The 16,261-nt window shown below is 65.7% G+C and carries 12 protein-coding genes; 9 read left to right on the plus strand and 3 right to left on the minus strand.

What is annotated here, in order from left to right; translation table 11 throughout:
• Positions 1–29: 29 nt before the first annotated feature.
• Complete coding sequence (locus tag OOZ63_RS26510; protein WP_266008678.1) at positions 30–374, plus strand: hypothetical protein; 345 nt, start codon at positions 30–32, stop codon at positions 372–374.
• Between the two features lie 387 nt (positions 375–761).
• On the opposite strand, the gene OOZ63_RS26515 is transcribed toward OOZ63_RS26510, so the two are convergent.
• The gene (locus OOZ63_RS26515; RefSeq protein WP_266008680.1) at positions 762–1,925 is read right to left on the minus strand and encodes a hypothetical protein; all 1,164 of its coding nucleotides are present in this window, start codon (positions 1,923–1,925) and stop codon (positions 762–764) included.
• 904 nt (positions 1,926–2,829) lie between these two features.
• Between OOZ63_RS26515 and OOZ63_RS26520 the strand changes: the two genes are divergently transcribed.
• The 3 genes from OOZ63_RS26520 (at position 2,830) to OOZ63_RS26530 (ending at position 6,697) form a co-directional block, all read left to right on the plus strand.
• Entirely contained in the window at positions 2,830–3,717 is an 888-nt protein-coding gene (locus OOZ63_RS26520; protein ID WP_266008681.1) for a tyrosine-type recombinase/integrase, read from the plus strand.
• Positions 3,718–3,723: 6 nt separating this feature from the next.
• Positions 3,724–4,890, plus strand: a complete 1,167-nt coding sequence (locus OOZ63_RS26525; protein ID WP_266008682.1) for an IS91 family transposase — start codon at positions 3,724–3,726, stop codon at positions 4,888–4,890.
• A gap of 436 nt (positions 4,891–5,326) precedes the next feature.
• On the plus strand, positions 5,327–6,697 hold the full coding sequence (locus OOZ63_RS26530; RefSeq protein WP_323055793.1) for a DUF6880 family protein: 1,371 nt from the start codon (positions 5,327–5,329) through the stop codon (positions 6,695–6,697).
• Positions 6,698–6,766: 69 nt separating this feature from the next.
• Here OOZ63_RS26530 and OOZ63_RS26535 read toward each other — a convergent pair whose 3' ends face one another.
• Complete coding sequence (locus tag OOZ63_RS26535) at positions 6,767–7,552, minus strand: hypothetical protein (RefSeq protein ID WP_266008684.1); 786 nt, start codon at positions 7,550–7,552, stop codon at positions 6,767–6,769.
• Between OOZ63_RS26535 and OOZ63_RS26540 the strand changes: the two genes are divergently transcribed.
• From OOZ63_RS26540 to OOZ63_RS26560, 5 genes are all read left to right on the plus strand, one after another.
• Complete coding sequence (locus OOZ63_RS26540) at positions 7,551–7,883, plus strand: hypothetical protein (protein ID WP_266008685.1); 333 nt, start codon at positions 7,551–7,553, stop codon at positions 7,881–7,883. The two genes, OOZ63_RS26535 and OOZ63_RS26540, sit on opposite strands and share 2 nt — an antisense overlap.
• 364 nt (positions 7,884–8,247) lie before the next feature.
• The gene (locus OOZ63_RS26545; protein WP_266008686.1) at positions 8,248–8,748 is read left to right on the plus strand and encodes an RNA polymerase sigma factor; all 501 of its coding nucleotides are present in this window, start codon (positions 8,248–8,250) and stop codon (positions 8,746–8,748) included.
• 2 nt (positions 8,749–8,750) lie between these two features.
• The gene (locus tag OOZ63_RS26550; RefSeq protein ID WP_266008687.1) at positions 8,751–9,842 is read left to right on the plus strand and encodes a FecR family protein; all 1,092 of its coding nucleotides are present in this window, start codon (positions 8,751–8,753) and stop codon (positions 9,840–9,842) included.
• A 73-nt stretch (positions 9,843–9,915) separates the two neighbouring features.
• The gene (locus tag OOZ63_RS26555; RefSeq protein WP_266008688.1) at positions 9,916–12,990 is read left to right on the plus strand and encodes a TonB-dependent receptor; all 3,075 of its coding nucleotides are present in this window, start codon (positions 9,916–9,918) and stop codon (positions 12,988–12,990) included.
• A 243-nt stretch (positions 12,991–13,233) separates the two neighbouring features.
• On the plus strand, positions 13,234–15,756 hold the full coding sequence (locus OOZ63_RS26560; RefSeq protein WP_266008689.1) for a hypothetical protein: 2,523 nt from the start codon (positions 13,234–13,236) through the stop codon (positions 15,754–15,756).
• Positions 15,757–15,967: 211 nt separating this feature from the next.
• Here OOZ63_RS26560 and OOZ63_RS26565 read toward each other — a convergent pair.
• Positions 15,968–16,261: hypothetical protein (locus tag OOZ63_RS26565; protein WP_266008690.1), on the minus strand; the 294-nt coding region annotated here is incomplete at its 5' end.

Here is a 16,261-nt window from a genome sequence, read left to right on the forward strand (position 1 = left end):
TCAGGCGTCAGTCCATACAGGGAGAGCACATGGACACGATGAATGTGGTGCTGGCTGCGGACCGGGACGTCGAGACCGGGCGTGTGACCCAACTGCTGGTGGGTGTCGCCGATCGGAAGACGCGCAACTGGCTGTCGCTGCCGCAACTGATGCCTGCCACCGTGGTGGCGCGGTGCATTCAGACGGGGCAGCGCTTCGAGACCTTCTACATCGGTGAGGCAGGACCGCCGCTCGCGATCCTGCGCACGCCAGGTGGCGCGGATGCACTGGTGACGGGTGATCCGGGCGGTGCGAGCTTCGGATTGGAGGATCTGCCGCCGTGTGGCAGCGGCGGGCAGCGGCTTACCTATCGGCTGGGTCGCGAGGTCAAGTAGGCCAAGTCCTTCGTCTGAGAGTCACTGATGACGACCGAGGTCGGAAGGCCACGGCAGATCTTCCGGAGGTTCGGACGGCGCCTTTGCAGCGGCTGGAGCCGTTGCCGCCTCGAAAGCGAACGTGTGGTCTGGGCCAGACTGCGGTCGCTGGGGTTTCCATAGCACGGGTGGTTCGAACGACCGCACTGCAGAGCGCTCCGGTCATCCCGGCCATCGTTGCTCGACCACCTTGAGAATCTAGCGCTTCAAGGTCTGCGGTCAGCTCGGGCGAATGGGCACTGCGCGCCCTAAGCCGAATTTCGCTTTTGAGTGGTCATCAAGCGATTAGACCTAGCAGAACCGTGCAGCTCGCTGCTTACCGAAGCCCTATCCTTAGCAACCTTGGATTCACGTCCGACGAGACGAACGCGCGTACTCGAAGTAAATCGCCCCCGGATTCACTTTGAAGTGGATTTCGCGACCATGTTCCGGGATCAGGGCCGCCAATGAGGCCACCCCTTCTCGAGGACGCAGCCCATGCCGGTCCATCAGTTCATTGGACGCGCACGAGATGAGTTCAGGTGTCAGATTCTTTTCGAAGTAGGCATCGCGCCAACTGAACATCCGGCCTCCCCAAAACCGCTCAAGATCAAGCGCCAGGCGGATTTTTTGGCATCGCTGTAGGGACTCAGAAAGCGTTGCCTGGTCGACCTGTAGGTCGATGTCAAAGGGATCCGGATGTATCTGGTCTCCATAGGAGTCGGAGTCTGCTTTCACATCGACGTACCCGACAGGCTCCCAGCCTTGCATGATCAGACGAACTACGGACTCGTAGCGTTCGAGCTCCTCGAGCCAACCGTGGAAGCCGTCCTTGAAAGAATCAAACAGTCTCCATGGAATTCGACGCAGTGTGCTCGTGGACTCAATCTTTCCTTGGTCAAGGGAAACATCCAACTTCCATTCAAGATCGTTGATGCGGCCGGTAGTCCCCCATAGCTTTAACGCGAGCTGCTCGCCAGTTTCGCCCGCATGCATGCTCTGGCTTTGTCCTGTGGCCTGGACCTGGATGAAGGCGGAAGAGAGCTCGCCAGTCTTTGGATTACGCGCGCCAATCTGTACGTTCACGTGGAGGATCAGCACCCTTTGGGCGCTGCCCGGGTATCGCAGTGCCCAGGCCCGAAAGATCTGCGTCGCTCTTCGCTTTGCCGAAGCGTCTGCGACGACATGCGGCAGCGAAATAGGAGGTGCTTTGCTCGCTTGGCCAGCGATGAAGGCTTCGTTCCCGGTCTCGTTCGCCAGGCAATGGAAGCCGGCTCGGATGTCCCTGGTCAAGGGCGTGATCGGGAAATGCGGTAACGACTGGTTGGGCCCTCCCGTTGTGATGCGGAGAATGGAATTTGCCGCAAGGACAAGAAGCTTGGTGCGGATGGACTCAGGGTCCAGATCAGGCAAGTGCTGCCAGAAGACCTCATCCCATTCGCGCGGCGAGATGTAGCTGGACGCGAAACTGAGTTGAGGATCCATCACGGCCATCCTCTGCGCGGTCTCACGCACGCGCTTCATCTCGATCAAGACTTCGGCGCTTGGGACCGGCTCCCTCCTGTCTATGCGGCCCGCGCAGACCCCACACGTCCAGATGCCGTTGGACTGGTCCCTGATCTGTTCGGGCGACATGCCAGGCGGCGCCGGCCGGGGGCCACCGGGTGCCGCGGCATAAATGTGGGATGCCGTCGCAATATCGGTGGAGCCAGCCTTCCCATTCGACTTCTCTGCAACGGTGCTTGTCGGCGCCAAGCATCCACGAAAGGAGCATTTTTCGCCCGCTGCCTTGGCGATACTCGCGCGCGTAGCCGAACTAAAATTTTCGCGCGCCCCCCGGTCTTCGCCTTGAGAGTCCGACTTCTTCTTGCTGCTTGGCATACTTGGAAGCAAATTTGTAGATGGCATTTGCCAACAGTGCAATCAGTCTTTGCTTGGTCGTCACTGCACTAAAAGAGAAAGGCCGCGAGGAGTTGGTCAAGTGGGCAAGGGTGGAGAAGTGTAGGCTGTGGCGCTAGCGATCGAGGCATACCCATCAATCAGTTTGCGACGTTGCAGAACGCTTGCCGCTGTGAACATCATGGCCGTCCAGAAACGTTGACGAAGGACGGCTTGCATTCCTACTGGCAGACTGCAATGGGCGCAGAGCGCCAACTCATCGGCTGACACAAGCGGCCACTCGCGCAATTTGGCGACGAGATGTCGATGGTTGACCGGTTCCGGATGTACAGCGGACCGACGCACTCGTCGAACGTGAATGGCTGGTTTCGCGCGCGGCGGTCACTCGGCGCTGAAATCTCAGAGTCAGCAACCAGCCTGAGGACTAAACCGCTCGCGCGGTAGCCGCTGCGGCGGCAGTGGGTGTTGATCGGTGCAGCGTTCCTGCCACCGTTGAGCAGCGAGGCAATCCGCCTCGCTCTTCAACAGGAGCAGGACCATGACCCCATCGCCTGAAGCCATCTCGCCGCTGCGTCAACGCATGACCGAGGACATGCGCATGCGCAAGCTCGAACTCAAGACCCGCGCGGCGTACCTGCGTGCCGTCAAGAAGCTGGCCGACTTCCTCAACCGCTCGCCCGACACCGCCACCGTCGAGGACCTGCGCCGCTTCCAGCTGTACCTCGTGGATCAGGGCACCTCGCCCATCACGATCAACGCCACCATCGTCGGCCTGAAGTTCTTCTTCGACATCACCCTGGGCCGCAGCGAGTTGATGTCCAAGATGCAGACCGTGCGCGTGCCGCAGAAGATGCCCGTCGTGCTGAGCCGCGATGAAGTCACCCGCTTGATCGCCGCCGCACCGAACCTCAAGAGCCAGACCGCCCTGTCGGTGGCCTATGCCACCGGACTGCGCGTCAGCGAGGTGGTCTCGCTGAAGGTCTCGGACATCGACAGCAAGCGCATGACCTTGCGTGTCGAGCAGGGCAAGGGCCGCAAGGACCGCTACGCCATGCTCCCGCCCCTGCTGCTGGAGCGCTTGCGTGCCTGGTGGCGGCAGGCCCATGCCCAGGGCAAGATGCTGCCGGGCGGCTGGCTGTTCCCTGGCCTCAACCCCGTGGAGCCGTTGACCGCACGCCAGCTCAACCGCGCCATCCACATCGCCGCCGAGACCGCCAAGATCGACAAGCGCGTGTCCATGCACACGCTGCGTCACAGCTTCGCGACCCACCTGCTGGAGCAGAAGGTCGACATCCGCCTGATCCAGGTGATGCTGGGCCACAAGAAGCTGGAGACCACGGTGGTCTACACCCATGTGGCCACGGAGCTGCTGCGCGAAGTGGTCAGTCCCCTGGAGAGGCTGCAGCCGGCGCCATCGACGACATAGCGCGCCGTGGCGCACTCCGCCCCGGAGGTCGCCGACATCTTCCGCACCCACGGTCCTGCCTGGCGAGCCGCCCAGCGCGGCCACCTGAGCCTGGGTCAGCTCAAGGTCATGTCGGCCATCGAGCAGTGCCGCAGCGCGGCACTGGGTGGCCATGTCTTGCGCTGCGAAGGCTGCGGCACCGATCAGGTTGCCTATAACTCCTGCCGCAACCGGCACTGCCCGAAGTGCCAGAGCCACGCGGCGCAGCGCTGGCTCGATGCGCGGCAGGCCGATCTGCTGCCGGTCGAGTACTTCCACGTGGTCTTCACGCTGCCTGCACCCATCGCGGACCTCGCGTATCAGAACAAGGCCGAGCTCTACGGCCTGCTGTTCGACATGGCCGCCGAGGTACTGCAGGTCATCGCGGCCGACACCAAACACTTGGGCGCGCGCATTGGCGCCACGCTGGTGCTGCACACCTGGGGCTCGGCGCTGACGCACCACCCGCATGTGCACGGCATCGTGCCGGGCGGCGGGCTCGGCGCCGACGGCAAGAGCTGGGTGGCCTGCCGGCCGGGGTTCTTCCTGCCCGTGAGGGTGCTCTCGCGCCTATTCCGGCGGCGATTCCTCGAAGGGCTTGAGCAGTTGCATCGCGCGGGGCGGCTGCAGTTCTTCGGCGAGCACGCGGAGCTACTGGACGCCCAGGCCTTCACCGCCTGGCTGGCGCCGATGCGGCGGTGTGAGTGGGTGGTCTACGCCAAGCGGCCGTTTGCCGGGCCGCAGGCCGTGCTGGCCTATCTGTCACGCTACACGCACCGGGTGGCCATCTCCAACAGCCGCCTCGTCGCCGCCGATGCGCGCGGCGTGACCTTCCGGTGGAAGGACTATCGCGACAAGGGCCGCACGCGCCACAAGACGATGACGCTGGAGCCGCAGGAGTTCATGCGCCGCTTCCTGCTGCATGTGCTGCCGGGGGGCTTCCATCGCATCCGGCACTACGGCCTGCTGGCCAATGGCAATCGGCGTGACTGTCTGACGCAGGCGCGCACCGCGCTGCAGGCCAAGGTCGAAGTGCCCACCGGCGAGCCGGCGGTGCGAGTGCCGGCGTTTGCCTGCCGGCACTGCGGGCGGCCATTGCTCATCGTCGAGATCATCCTGCGCGAGCGGCCATTGATCCGGGCGCCACCCTCATGAGCATCGGCGCGACGACTCGGCGCCAGCAAGCACCGGCCCTTGTTCATCGCAAGCCGGTGCGGGGTGAGCTTGTGTCGACCGGCGCCGACCCGGGTGCAACGACAGTGGCGAGCCACGCACCACGGCACTCGGCAGGCCATCGCGCCTGCTCGGACACAGGCGTCGCTCCATTCGCGGCCATCGACATGCCGTCAACTGCACTGCGTCGGCGCGGCCGCAACGCCGAATCGCCATAGCAACGATGCCTCGACAACCGTTGCCACATGCGCCGCGGTTTCCTCCTTTGAGGTTTATCCAACACCTGCCCTCAGGTAGGCCTGGCGCATCGACCTGCCCAGCGCGGCGGACAGGTGTCGGACAAACCTAAACCATAGCAGCCCGCCGGCCTGTTTAAACCCAGCAAGCCTCGCCTCAAACTCCGGTAGGCTGACGGCACATGCCCACAGAAAATCTCGCCACCTTCCTGCGCCGCCAGCACGCGACAACGCTCGCAGACATTCTTCTGGAGCTTGCGAGCGACCATCCGGACGTGCACAAGCGCCTTCAGCGCCTGCAACTCTCCGACAGCCCCAGCAAGCTCGCGGTTGCGTTCAAGCAGACCTTGGCCGGCTGGCGCCGTTCGCAGCAATACCACGACTACAAATCGGTCCGTGCATTCGCCGCCAAGCTAGAGCTATGGCTGGATCAGGTCGCCCGGGAACTTGCACCGAAGGATCCCGCCATGGCCCTGGATTTGTTCGAGGCGTTCATTGAGGCCGACGAGACCTTCTTCGAGAGCGCCGACGATTCCGGTGGCGATATCGGCGACGTCGTTCGCAGGGCCTGCAGGTATTGGCTGGAGACAGCCGCGCGGTGCGAAGCCCCAGAGGCCGCGCTGCGTGAGCGTCTGCTGAAGCTGGCAAACGCCGATGCCTACGGCGCCCGCGAGGGCCTGTTCCGAGAGGCCAACCTGCTGCTCTCCGAGCAGGGCATGCGCGAGCTGGTTGCGGAGTTGGAAGGGACGATGGCCCTGTTGATCGCCGAGCACCGGGGCGCGAGCCAACTGCCATACGAAGTCATCAAGGTGTCGGCTGCCCTGTCTCTGATCGGGGAGGCGCTCAAGGATCCCGACGTCAAGGTCCGCGCCATCCTGAGCTATCGGCCGGACCCGAACCCGATGCAGAAGGAGGCGATCGTCCGGGCCTACCTGGAGGCCGACCGACCAGAAGACGCAATGAAGTGGCTGGAAGGCAACTGGGGCCATCTGGACGACCGCCGGCAGCGCCTCCTGGCGCAAGCCCACGGCCAACACGGCAACGCCGAACTCAGCCATCCCCTGCGGCAAGCGCTCTTCGAGAAGTCACCGTCGATCGAAGCCTTGCGCCTGTGGCTCGACGAGTTGCCGCCTCAGCAGCAGGTCGCGGCGATGGAGCGCGCGGGGCATGTCGCCTTGGCCTTGCCGAATCCAGGCCTGGCTGCGCAGATCCTTGTCGAGCTTCATCGCGAGGCTGACGCCGAGGCTGTGCTGGTCGACCTGGCAGCGGCCATCGACGGGGCGGACTATTTCATGCTGCCGCCGCTGGCGAAGACGCTGGCCGAGGGCGGACGACTCAAGGGAGCGACGGCCATCTACCGGGCCTTGCTGCTCAACATCCTGGAACGCGCCAATGCACGGGCCTATGGCCATGCTGCTCGGTACCTGGAGCGCCTGCAACTGATGTCCCCCACGGATCTTGTGCCATTGCCGCCGCATGAAGACTTCCTGGCCCAGCTCCGGAGCAAGCATGGGCGCAAGACTGCGTTCTGGTCCCTGGTCGGAGGCGCCTGAGCACCCTGCTGTGGCGTTGGTGGTGGTCATTGCCTCTGCGTTGTTCGACCAGCTGAATCAAGAGCAAGCTCACCTTGGCTCCAGAAGCCCGTAGGCGACCGCGCGCAATGCCGACGCCCTGCGGCTTGAGCAGTGCAGCCGCATATTGATGCGTTGGAACCGCGAGTCGACGGATGCCCGGCTCAGGCCGGTGAGTGTCGCGATTTCCTTGGTCTGCAGGCCTCTGTGTTCGAGGGCGAGGAGCTTCATGTCGGTCCTCTCCAGCTTGGCTGTTTGGAGCAGGCGCTGATGGAGGTAGCGCAGGAGCCATTCGTGCAGCTCGGCCGCGAGCGAGCGCGCGAGGGTTCGTATGAGGCCGGCTTCCGGGCCTTCGAAGTCGTCGGGGTGTTCGCTGCCAACGCACAGCATGCCAAGTCGGTCAAGGTCTTGGCCCGAGGGGGTGGGGACGACGAAGTACGCCCTAAAGCCATACTCACGGGCGAGCTGCAGGGCGGTTGCGTCGGTCGCTTGCTCGATGCCAATCTGGCGGTTGCTGCCCGATGTCAGATGTGTTCGCGCGAATCTGAACCAGGGGTGCGCGATGAGGGGGCCGATCTCGTTCTGCGCATGCGCGTAGGCCGGATGGCCGGCGAGCAGGCTGAAGCAGGAGAGATCACGGTCGCCTTCGAGGACCGCTGCGGTGTAAAGGCTCGCGCTGGCGCCCAGGGCCGCCGTGGCGTCGGCCAGTCGTCCGATCAGCGTCTGCGGGTCGGTCGCTCCGGCGATCTGAACAATCGCTGCCAGCGCTCGTGCGCTGTAGTCCGATGCCTGTGCCTGTTCCCGGATCGATGCGTGTGCTGGCAGGGTCGAAGACATGATCGAAGTCCCTTCGGAGTTGCTCGAACAGGGGCGGATCCTCGAAGCGAAGTGGATCTGCGGTCAGGGCGGCATCGACCTGTTCGCGCGTGACGAACAAGGTCCACCACTCGGCGAGGACGTTGCCTTGCACGCGGCTGGCCGTGCGGGCGGCTATGCCGGCGTGCACGGGGTACAGGCGGCAGCATGGGCGGCGCTCGCGGCGCTCACGGCGCTTGGCGGCTCCGTGATCGGCGTCTGGCTGGCGGTAGTCGTCGCGGGTTCGATGCATGACCATCTCCTCCCTGGAGTCGCTGTTCGCGCGATGCTGGGTCTGCGCCTTGAATGCTGATGATCTCGGCCTGCGGGATCAAGTGCGGGAGTGCGAAGACTTTTTGGCGTTTGATTGTTGATGGCCTCCTGCAAGGGGCGCGGTGCAGGTTCGTCGATCTGTTGCACGCTCAGACCATCTGGCGGCATCCCATAGGGGAAACTCGCGTGATTCGCTTGCGCGCGCGGTCATGAGGGTGACGCTCTCAGCGCGGTAGTCGCACTGTTCTCTTGGCGTGGTGCTGCGCTGGGAACATGCATGTTTTCGTTTGAATATCGGGATCGTAGGCGGCTCGGTGCAGATGTAAGCGGTGCTTTCCTGTCGTGATTTACGCGCCTAAGATCGTTGTCGCAACACCGAGAACACTCGGGTTGAAGGGGATGGCATGGCTGCACTCATCGACTGGGGAAACGTCTTGTCGCATGTCCGGGCGGTGCTGCGGCGCCGTGGGTGCAGCGGCCAGGATGCGGATGACCTGATCCAGGATGCATACCTGAGGCTGGACGGCTACCAGCGGACCCATGAGGTGTCGCACCCCGATGCCTTCCTGATTCGTGCGGCATGGAACCTCGCCATCGATGCGCACCGTGCGCAGCGCAGCCATGGCGAGACCCTCCTGCTTGACGAGGAACTGGCCCAGGCCTCTTGCGGCGAGCAGAGTGCTTCATCCACCGAGGATGCCGTGCTGAGCGCAGAGCGGCTGACCCGTCTGAGCTTGACGGTCCCTGCGCTTGACATGCGCACTCGCGCGATCTTCATTGCGCATGTGTTCTATGGCATGAGCTACCCGGAGATCGCGGCGGTGCTCGGCCTCAGTGTGCGGGTGGTCGGCAAGCACGTCGGCAAAGCCACGGCGGCGCTGATGCGCCGGATGGAAGGATGGTGAGCATGGTGCCCAATGACAGGCAGGGCAGGGAGCAGAAACCGCTGGACGGTGGGCGCGAGCCGCCCGTCGTGACACGCAGGGTTGCCGAAGAGGCCGCAGCCTGGATTGCCCGCCTGCATGGGCCGGACCGCTCGGCCGAGATGGATCGCAAGTTTCGTGAGTGGGTCTCACGTTCGCCGGCACACGGGTATGCGTTCGAGCGCTGCACCGACATCTGGACGGATGTGGCCTCCATGAAACCTGAGCAGATCGTCGCTGGCATGGCAGGCGCCAAAGCGAGGGACACCCTTGCGCGCGAGCGCCGCTGGCAACGGATGCGGTGGCCCCTGGGGGCACTGCTGGCCGTGTCTATCGTGGTGGCGGCCTATGCCTTGCACCGATGGCTGGCCGTGGCCGTCTACGCCACGGAGGTCGGCGGCCAGCAACAGGTCCTGCTGGCGGATGGCACGCGTATTTCTCTGAACACCGACACGAGGGTGCGCGTGGAGCTTGACGCCGCCCGGCGGACCGTGAGCCTTGATGCCGGAGAGGTGATGTTCGAGGTCGCCAAGGATCCGCTTCGACCCTTTGTCGTGCGCGCTGGGGGCAGCGAGGTCATTGCGGTGGGCACGGTCTTCTCGGTGCGCGTACCCGGCAGGAGCAGCGAGGGCCGAGAGGGCCGTGAGGCCGCCCTGGCTGTGGCTCTGATCGAAGGAGCGGTCACCGTGCAGCCCGCTTCGGCCGGGCAGGAGACGGGCATGGCGCCGCAGCAGCGGATCACACTGCAGCCGGGTGAGCGCATGCGGCTGGCCAAACCGCAGACCATGTCGACCGCCCCTGCGGTGGTCCAGATCGATCGGCCGCCGCTGGAGCCGCTCTTTGCCTGGAAACACGGCAAGGCGATTTTCGAGAATGTCTCGCTGGGCGAGGCCGTGGCGGAGATGAACCGCTACTCCCCTACCTCCGTCGTGCTCCTTGGCAATGTGGCCAGCCTCCGGGTCGGCGGTGCGTACGACATCGGCGATGCCCGGGGCTTTGTCCGGGCCGTGGCGGAGCTTCACGGGCTTCAAGTCCGGGAGCAGGCGGGCCGGCTGGAACTCGCGGCACCTCAGTAGGGCAAGCCCTCAGGGGGGCACCGGCGCAGGCCGCGTCATCTTGTTCACCCCCACAACAAGATGAGAGGCAAGCATGATCGGCAAATTCCTTCCACGAGCCAGCGCGTATCACGGCGTTCTGCGTGATGGCGCGTTTGTGGCCTTGATGCTCGGCTGCAACCTGGCTTGCGCTGCCGACGAGCCAGCCGGTGCGCGGTATCGCATCGAGCAGCCTTCGCAGCCGCTGGCTGATTCCCTGCGTGCCATTGGACGGCAGACCGGTGTGTCCGTTCTTTTCGACCCGGTCAAGCTCGGAGATCGCACCTCGCGTGCTGTGTCAGGGCAGTTGACTGCGGTGGAGGCGATTGCCCAGGCACTCGAAGGCTCGGGCTTCGAGCTCACGCAGATGCCTGGTGGGGCGGTCGTGGTCAAGGCGCGTCTATCCCCAGGCCCGGCACCGGCTGCGCTGCCTGGCCAGTCCCCCGCCGTCCAGGCAGGCTCGGTGGGTGCCGAAAAACCAGGCCGGATCGAAGAGGCCGGTGGGTCGGCCGGACCGGTCGTGCAGGCGTCTCCGGTGACCCCCGCCGACAAGGGCGGCGCCAGCTCGGTGGAGGCGCCGGTTTCGCTGACTCGCGTCGAGGTGACCGGCACACGGCTCAAGCTCATCGATTCCTATGGTCCAACGCCTGTGAACGTCTATTCGCGGGCGGACATCGAGCGCAGCGGGCAGCCGTCGCTGGAGCGATTCCTGAGCAGCCTGAACGAGGCGGCGATGTCCCCCGGCGAAGGTACCTTGGGCGTGACGAACGGGCAGGGCGCCGTGCAACTGCGCGGCTTGCCGCTGGGCTCCACCCTCGTCCTGATCAACGGCCGGCGCGTGCAGGTTTCTGGTGCCTCCGGCTCGCGCTTCTTCAACCTCAACCTCATCCCGATGGCGGCGGTCGAGCGGGTCGAGATCGTGCCCGTGGGCTCTTCCGCCGTCTATGGCGGCGATGCGCTGGCCGGTGTCGTCAACATCATCCTGAAGAAGCAGATCGACGGCATCGCACTCGACGCACGGGTGGGCTCCGCCAAGGGCGCAGGCGACGGCAGTATTTCGTTGGCCACCGGGGGCGGGGACGCGTCCAGCTCCTACCTGGTGCTGGGCTCGTACCGCAAGACCACGCCGCTGACGATGGCCGAGCGGGACTTCTTCCTGGACGCGGACTATCGCCGCATGGGCGGCGTCGACAGCCGTGCCCGCTACTGCACCCCGGGTACGGTGAGCAGCAACTCATCGGCGAACTTGCCAGGGTTGAACTCCAGCTTTGCAGCCATTCCTCCACGCGGTACCGGCCAGGGCCTCTCCATCGCGGACTTCGCGGCCGCGGCAGGCCAGGCCAATCTGTGCAGCTCCTATGCCACCGGCAAGGGCTATGTGTTGGCCCACGGCACCGAGACCCTGGGGCTGCATGCGGCTGGCGATTTCCAGTTTCGCGGGGGCTGGTCGGCGTTCGGCGAACTGACGCTGTCCAAGGACCGCCTGCGGGCCGAGGAGACCGGAATCCTGATGGCCAATGTGCTGGTGCCCGCCTCCAACGCCTTCAACCCCTTCGGCGTGGCGGTGCGCATCAGTTCCCGGCTGGGCGCGGAGAACGGTGTGGAGACCTTGCAGCGCGACACGAAGTTTGCCCGCGCGCTGCTGGGCGTGCGTGGCGAGGTGCTGCCGGGCTGGGAGCTGGAGGCGACCGCCTCGTCTACGCTGGATGACGGCCAGCACCGGACGTGGAGCGTCACCGCCAACGCAGCCGCGCGCACGGCCGCCTTGGCGTCCTCGGATCCGGCGCAGGCACTCAACCTGTTCGCGGCGGGACGCGCCGCCAGCGACGGGGTGCTGGCCGCAATCTTTCCGGGGGTGGTGCGCAATGACGAGGGTCGCAAGGACCAGGTCGGCGCTTTCTTGCGAGGCTCGCCGCTGAACCTGCCGGCCGGCCCGGTCGACGTCATCATCGGAGGCGAGGCGGCGCGTGATCGCTACCTGAGCCAGATCGTCGGTGGGACTCGCTCTGGCGGGAATCGCTCCAGCAGCGCGGCCTATGGCGAGGCCCGCGTTCCCCTGTGGCGCGAGGGGGCCGGCGCCAGCGGTGCGGGGAGCAAGGCCTGGGATCTGGCCACGCTGACGCTGGCGGCGCGACGAGATGTCTACAGCGACTTCGGCGGCGCCAACACCTACCAGGCGGGCCTCGAGATTCGGCCGGTGCGATCGATGCTGCTGCGCGGCTCCGCTGCGAGCTCGTTCAAGCCACCGACCCTGGTGCAGATGAACATCAACAATGTGTCGCTCACGACCGACGCCTATGGCATCCGGGATCCGCAGCGCGGCAACGCCCTGGTCACCGGCGGCGAGGTGCTGCGGACCGCGAATCGGGACCTGGGTCCGGAAAAGGGCAACGCCTATTCGCTGGGGGCGGTGTGGGAGCCCGCGTCGCTGTCCGGTACGCGCTTCGGCGTGACCGCCTGGCGGGTGAAGATCGATGGACTGATTGGCCTGCTGTGGCCGCAGACCGCGGTCGACAACGAGGCGCAGTTCCCCGGCTTCGTCACCCGGGCGCCGGCAAGCGGCGGCGTGCCGGGCCAGATCACCCGGGTGCTGTACTCGGAGGTGAACTACGGGCGGCTCGAAACCTCGGGCGCCGACATGGAGATCGCGCACGCCTGGAAGAGCGGCGCGACGAAGTGGTCCGCGTCCGCCAGCGCGACCCGGACGCGCCAGTACGACGTCGCGCTGACCCCAGGTGCGGCGGCTGCGTCACGCTTGGGCGTGCGGGCCGTCGACTACTGGGCTCCCAAGTGGAAAGGCCGGCTCCAACTGGCTGTCGTGCAGGGCCCCTGGAGCGTAGGCCTCACGAATCGCTACCTGGGGGCCTACCGGGATTCGGGGACTGATGGACGCAGGCTCGGCGGCTACTGGATTCATGACGTCGCGGCCTCGGTCAACCTGAAGCGTCTCGGACTCGGCTCCGGGCTCAGCGCTGGACTGAGCGGTGTCAAGGATGCGCGCCTGTCGCTGGCCATCGCCAACCTGGCGGACCGGCTCCCGGAGTACGTCGGCAGCTCGCCGTACTACGACGTCACCCAGGCCGACTGGCGCGGCCGCTACGCGAGCCTGCAGCTGTCTGTGAGCTGGTAGCACAGCTCCCGCTCGACGACGCGGCGCCTTTGCGTCGGCGTGCGCCGGTGCCGGCCTCGCGCTCTGCAGGGCTCCCGACAACGCCCCCTTCAGCGCGCCCAACAACGCCCCCTACAACTTTTGCGCCCGGCCGAGCGCCGGCATCGCCCCATGCTGTGCAGACCTTTCTTCAAGTCTTTGCCTTTGTCCCCGTCGATCCGGCTTGTGTCCCGATTGCTCCTGGCTGCCCGACGGCAGCTATCCATGGTGTCTCTGGCCTCACTGGCACCCCTAGCACTGGTTGCCGGACTGCCCCTGGCCTTGCCTGCGGCGCCGGCGACGGCCGCCGTGGGCCCGACCGTCCAGGAAGTGGTTGAGTTCACCCGGATCATCCAGCCCGTCCTCTATGACGACGAGACGCTTCAAACCCAGATCTCGCCGGACGGTGGGCAGCTGTTCATCGTCACGCGCAAGGCGAATGTGGCGACGGACCGCAACCGCTTCGAGATCCTCTTGATGGACGTGAGTCCTGCTCGCCTGGCTGCGCTGGCCCGAGAGGGATCCATATCGCAAGCCGGTACGCCGTCTGCCTCCGCGCCCCCTCCCGTATCGCCGTCGCTCTTGCTGGCGGTGGAGTCCTCAAGGGACCGTGCCGACTCGGACCCCTCCCTGAGGGAAGCACGGTGGGTCGGGAACCGGACCATCGTGTTTCGCGCGCGGATGAACGATGAGGCGCACCAGGTCTATAAGGTGGATGTGATCACCCGCGAGGTCAAGCAACTGACCTATGCGCCCCACAGTGTTCTCGCCTTCGAGGTGCCTGACGATCTGCGTCGGGTGGTCTATGTCTCCCAGGTGCCCAACCCCGCGCGGGAGGCTGGCGCGCGCGCGATCATCGTGGGGACCAAGTCGTTCTGGAGCGTCCATGGGCAGCAGGACGATCTCTACCCGCAGGACCGGCTACACCAGTTCTTCGTCGTGGAGGCCGGGGTGCGGATGCCCGCTCGACCGCTCGGCGAGGCTTTCCCGAGGGCTGGCTATCCGCCGCTGGCCAGCATCTCGCCAGACGGTCGCTGGGTGCTGCTGCCAACAGACCAGCCCGCGCGCCAAATGGCCTGGTCCAAGGTCTATCCCCAGGTGGCCGAGCTCAGCAAGCAGTACGGTGCTTCGGCGGCGGTGGACCCCCTCGGCTATTTCTCCCGCCCGACGAACTACGCCCCGCGGCAAATGGTGGCGTACCGGGCGAGCGACGGCCAGGCGCGTGTCGTGCTTGACGCGCCGGACGACTCTGCGCCGGGAGGGAGGCAGCGCGTTGATCGGCTGTGGCAGAACGGTGGCACCTCCGTCGTGATCGCCGGCACCTACTTGCCGGTGGGTGCCGCAGGCGGCGCAAAGGCGGCCGACAAGGCGGCCGGCAAGGCTTCACCTGAGGCGTCCCACATCATCGAATACTGGCCCGCCTCCGGCGAGTGGAAGCACATCGCCGCGCTCAAGGCGCGTCTGCAGAAGGTGGAGGCTGCAGCCGGCGAGGAGGGCCGGTTCACGGCCATCGATGGCGAGCAGCGTCGCATCTTCAAGCGCCTGCCGGATGGTCGCTGGCATGAAGCGGTGGGAGATGCGATGGCAGATGCGGTGGACGTTTCTGCAACCCGGCGTGCAGATGATGGCGAGCGTGCCGGGGACGGTGGCGCAAAGCGCCAGGGGATGCCCGGTGGCAAGGGCGAGGGGAAGGATGCCCGGCAGGGTTGGCGCCTGCAGGTGCGCCAGGCGCTGAACCAGCCGGCGGACATCGTGGCGGTGGGGCCGTCCGGGCGCGAAGTCCGCCTGACGCAGCTCAACCCACAATTCGTGGCCGAGCAGTGGGGCACGATGAGGGAGTACAGCTGGACGGATGGTCAGGGGCGGCGCTGGGATGGCGGCCTGATGGTGCCTGCGGACTTCAAGCCCGGTATGCGGTATCCGCTGGTGATCCAGTCCTATGGCTTCGATCCGAAACGCTTTTATCGGGATGGGACGAACGACTATGACGGTGCGACCAGCGGTTTCGCGGGCCGAGCTTTCCTGCGCGAGGGCATCCTGGTGCTCGCGCTGCCGTGGCGAGCGGCGACCGGGGCACCTCGGGACGAGTATGGCTCAATCGCCGCGTTCGCCGATGGTGTGAGCGGCGCCATCGATGCGCTGGTGGCGCAGGGCCTTGTGGACCGGGATCGGATCGGCATCCTGGGTTGGAGCGCGACCGGCGTGCGGGTGCAGAACCTGATCACCTTCACCGACGCGCCGATCCGTGCCGCCACGATCCTGGACGGCGACGTCAACACGCTGTATTCGCTGACGATCACCTATGCCTTCGCCGACAGCACCCTGAAATCGAAGGAGGAGGGCAACCAGGGCGCGCCTTTTGGTGAAACGCGGGAACGCTGGATCCGCAACGACCCCTCGCTGCACACGGACTGCATCCGGGCCGCCTTGCGCATCGAGTCGTACGGCGCCGAGGCGAAGAACAACTCCGACATCTACGCGCTGCTGCGACGGCAGTATCGCCCGGTCGAGATGCTCAAGTTCCCGGAAGGCGGCCACGCGCTGTCGCGACCCAGCGAGCGGATGATCTCCTTGCAGGGCAATGTGGACTGGTACCGCTTCTGGCTGAAGGGCGAGCGGCGCCAGGAGGTGGTCGTGCCCGGAGAAACGGTGGGAACGCTGCAGGCGCAGTACGCGCGCTGGGACCAGATGGCATTGATGAAGGTCGAGGCCGATGCCAAGCCGCGGTGCATCCGCAAGGCCCTTTGACTCCCGGCGCGGTCAAGCTTGAGTTGACATTCCATCGGGCTGGGTGCCCCCTCAGTGGCGACTTGGTGCTCGGCCCTTCCTTCGAGCGAACCGGTCGCTCATCGTGCATACCGGCGATGAGCGGTCCATTCGGCCTGGGCGGCGAGCCCCCTCGGACTGCCGCTGGCCGCACCAATTGGAGAAGGGGCGGATCGGGCCCAAAAAGGGACGCCTAGGGCAGCGGAGTTGGGGTGGGCGCCCTTGATGCAGCCACTGGCGCTTCCACGCCAGACCCTGCGCCGGGGCTGAGGAAGTCGCGCAGCAGGTCGCCATGGCTGCGCTTGCCGGAGTTGACGTAGTCGACCAACTGCTCGACCAGTTGCTTGTCGTCATTCTGAATTCGCAGTGCGGCCGGCAGGTTGCTGCTACGCACGATCGATCGCGCGTAGCCTTCAATGAAAGCCTGCTCGATGACATGCAAGGAGCCCAGTTCGTAGAAGGCCGCCATGCCTCGGATGTAGCTGGC

Source organism: Paucibacter sp. PLA-PC-4, assembly GCF_026241155.1.
Taxonomy (GTDB): domain Bacteria; phylum Pseudomonadota; class Gammaproteobacteria; order Burkholderiales; family Burkholderiaceae_C; genus Roseateles_E.

Bases quoted from the DNA above. Each gene is read 5' to 3' on its own strand.
- OOZ63_RS26545 (WP_266008686.1), top strand. From the start codon at position 8,248: ATGGCTGCACTCATCGACTGGGGAAACGTCTTGTCGCATGTCCGGGCG.
- OOZ63_RS26540 (WP_266008685.1), top strand. From the start codon at position 7,551: ATGATCGAAGTCCCTTCGGAGTTGCTCGAACAGGGGCGGATCCTCGAA.
- OOZ63_RS26560 (WP_266008689.1), top strand. From the start codon at position 13,234: ATGGTGTCTCTGGCCTCACTGGCACCCCTAGCACTGGTTGCCGGACTG.
- OOZ63_RS26530 (WP_323055793.1), top strand. From the start codon at position 5,327: ATGCCCACAGAAAATCTCGCCACCTTCCTGCGCCGCCAGCACGCGACA.
- OOZ63_RS26550 (WP_266008687.1), top strand. From the start codon at position 8,751: ATGGTGCCCAATGACAGGCAGGGCAGGGAGCAGAAACCGCTGGACGGT.
- OOZ63_RS26535 (WP_266008684.1), bottom strand. From the start codon at position 7,552: ATGTCTTCGACCCTGCCAGCACACGCATCGATCCGGGAACAGGCACAG.
- OOZ63_RS26555 (WP_266008688.1), top strand. From the start codon at position 9,916: ATGATCGGCAAATTCCTTCCACGAGCCAGCGCGTATCACGGCGTTCTG.
- OOZ63_RS26510 (WP_266008678.1), top strand. From the start codon at position 30: ATGGACACGATGAATGTGGTGCTGGCTGCGGACCGGGACGTCGAGACC.
- OOZ63_RS26520 (WP_266008681.1), top strand. From the start codon at position 2,830: ATGACCCCATCGCCTGAAGCCATCTCGCCGCTGCGTCAACGCATGACC.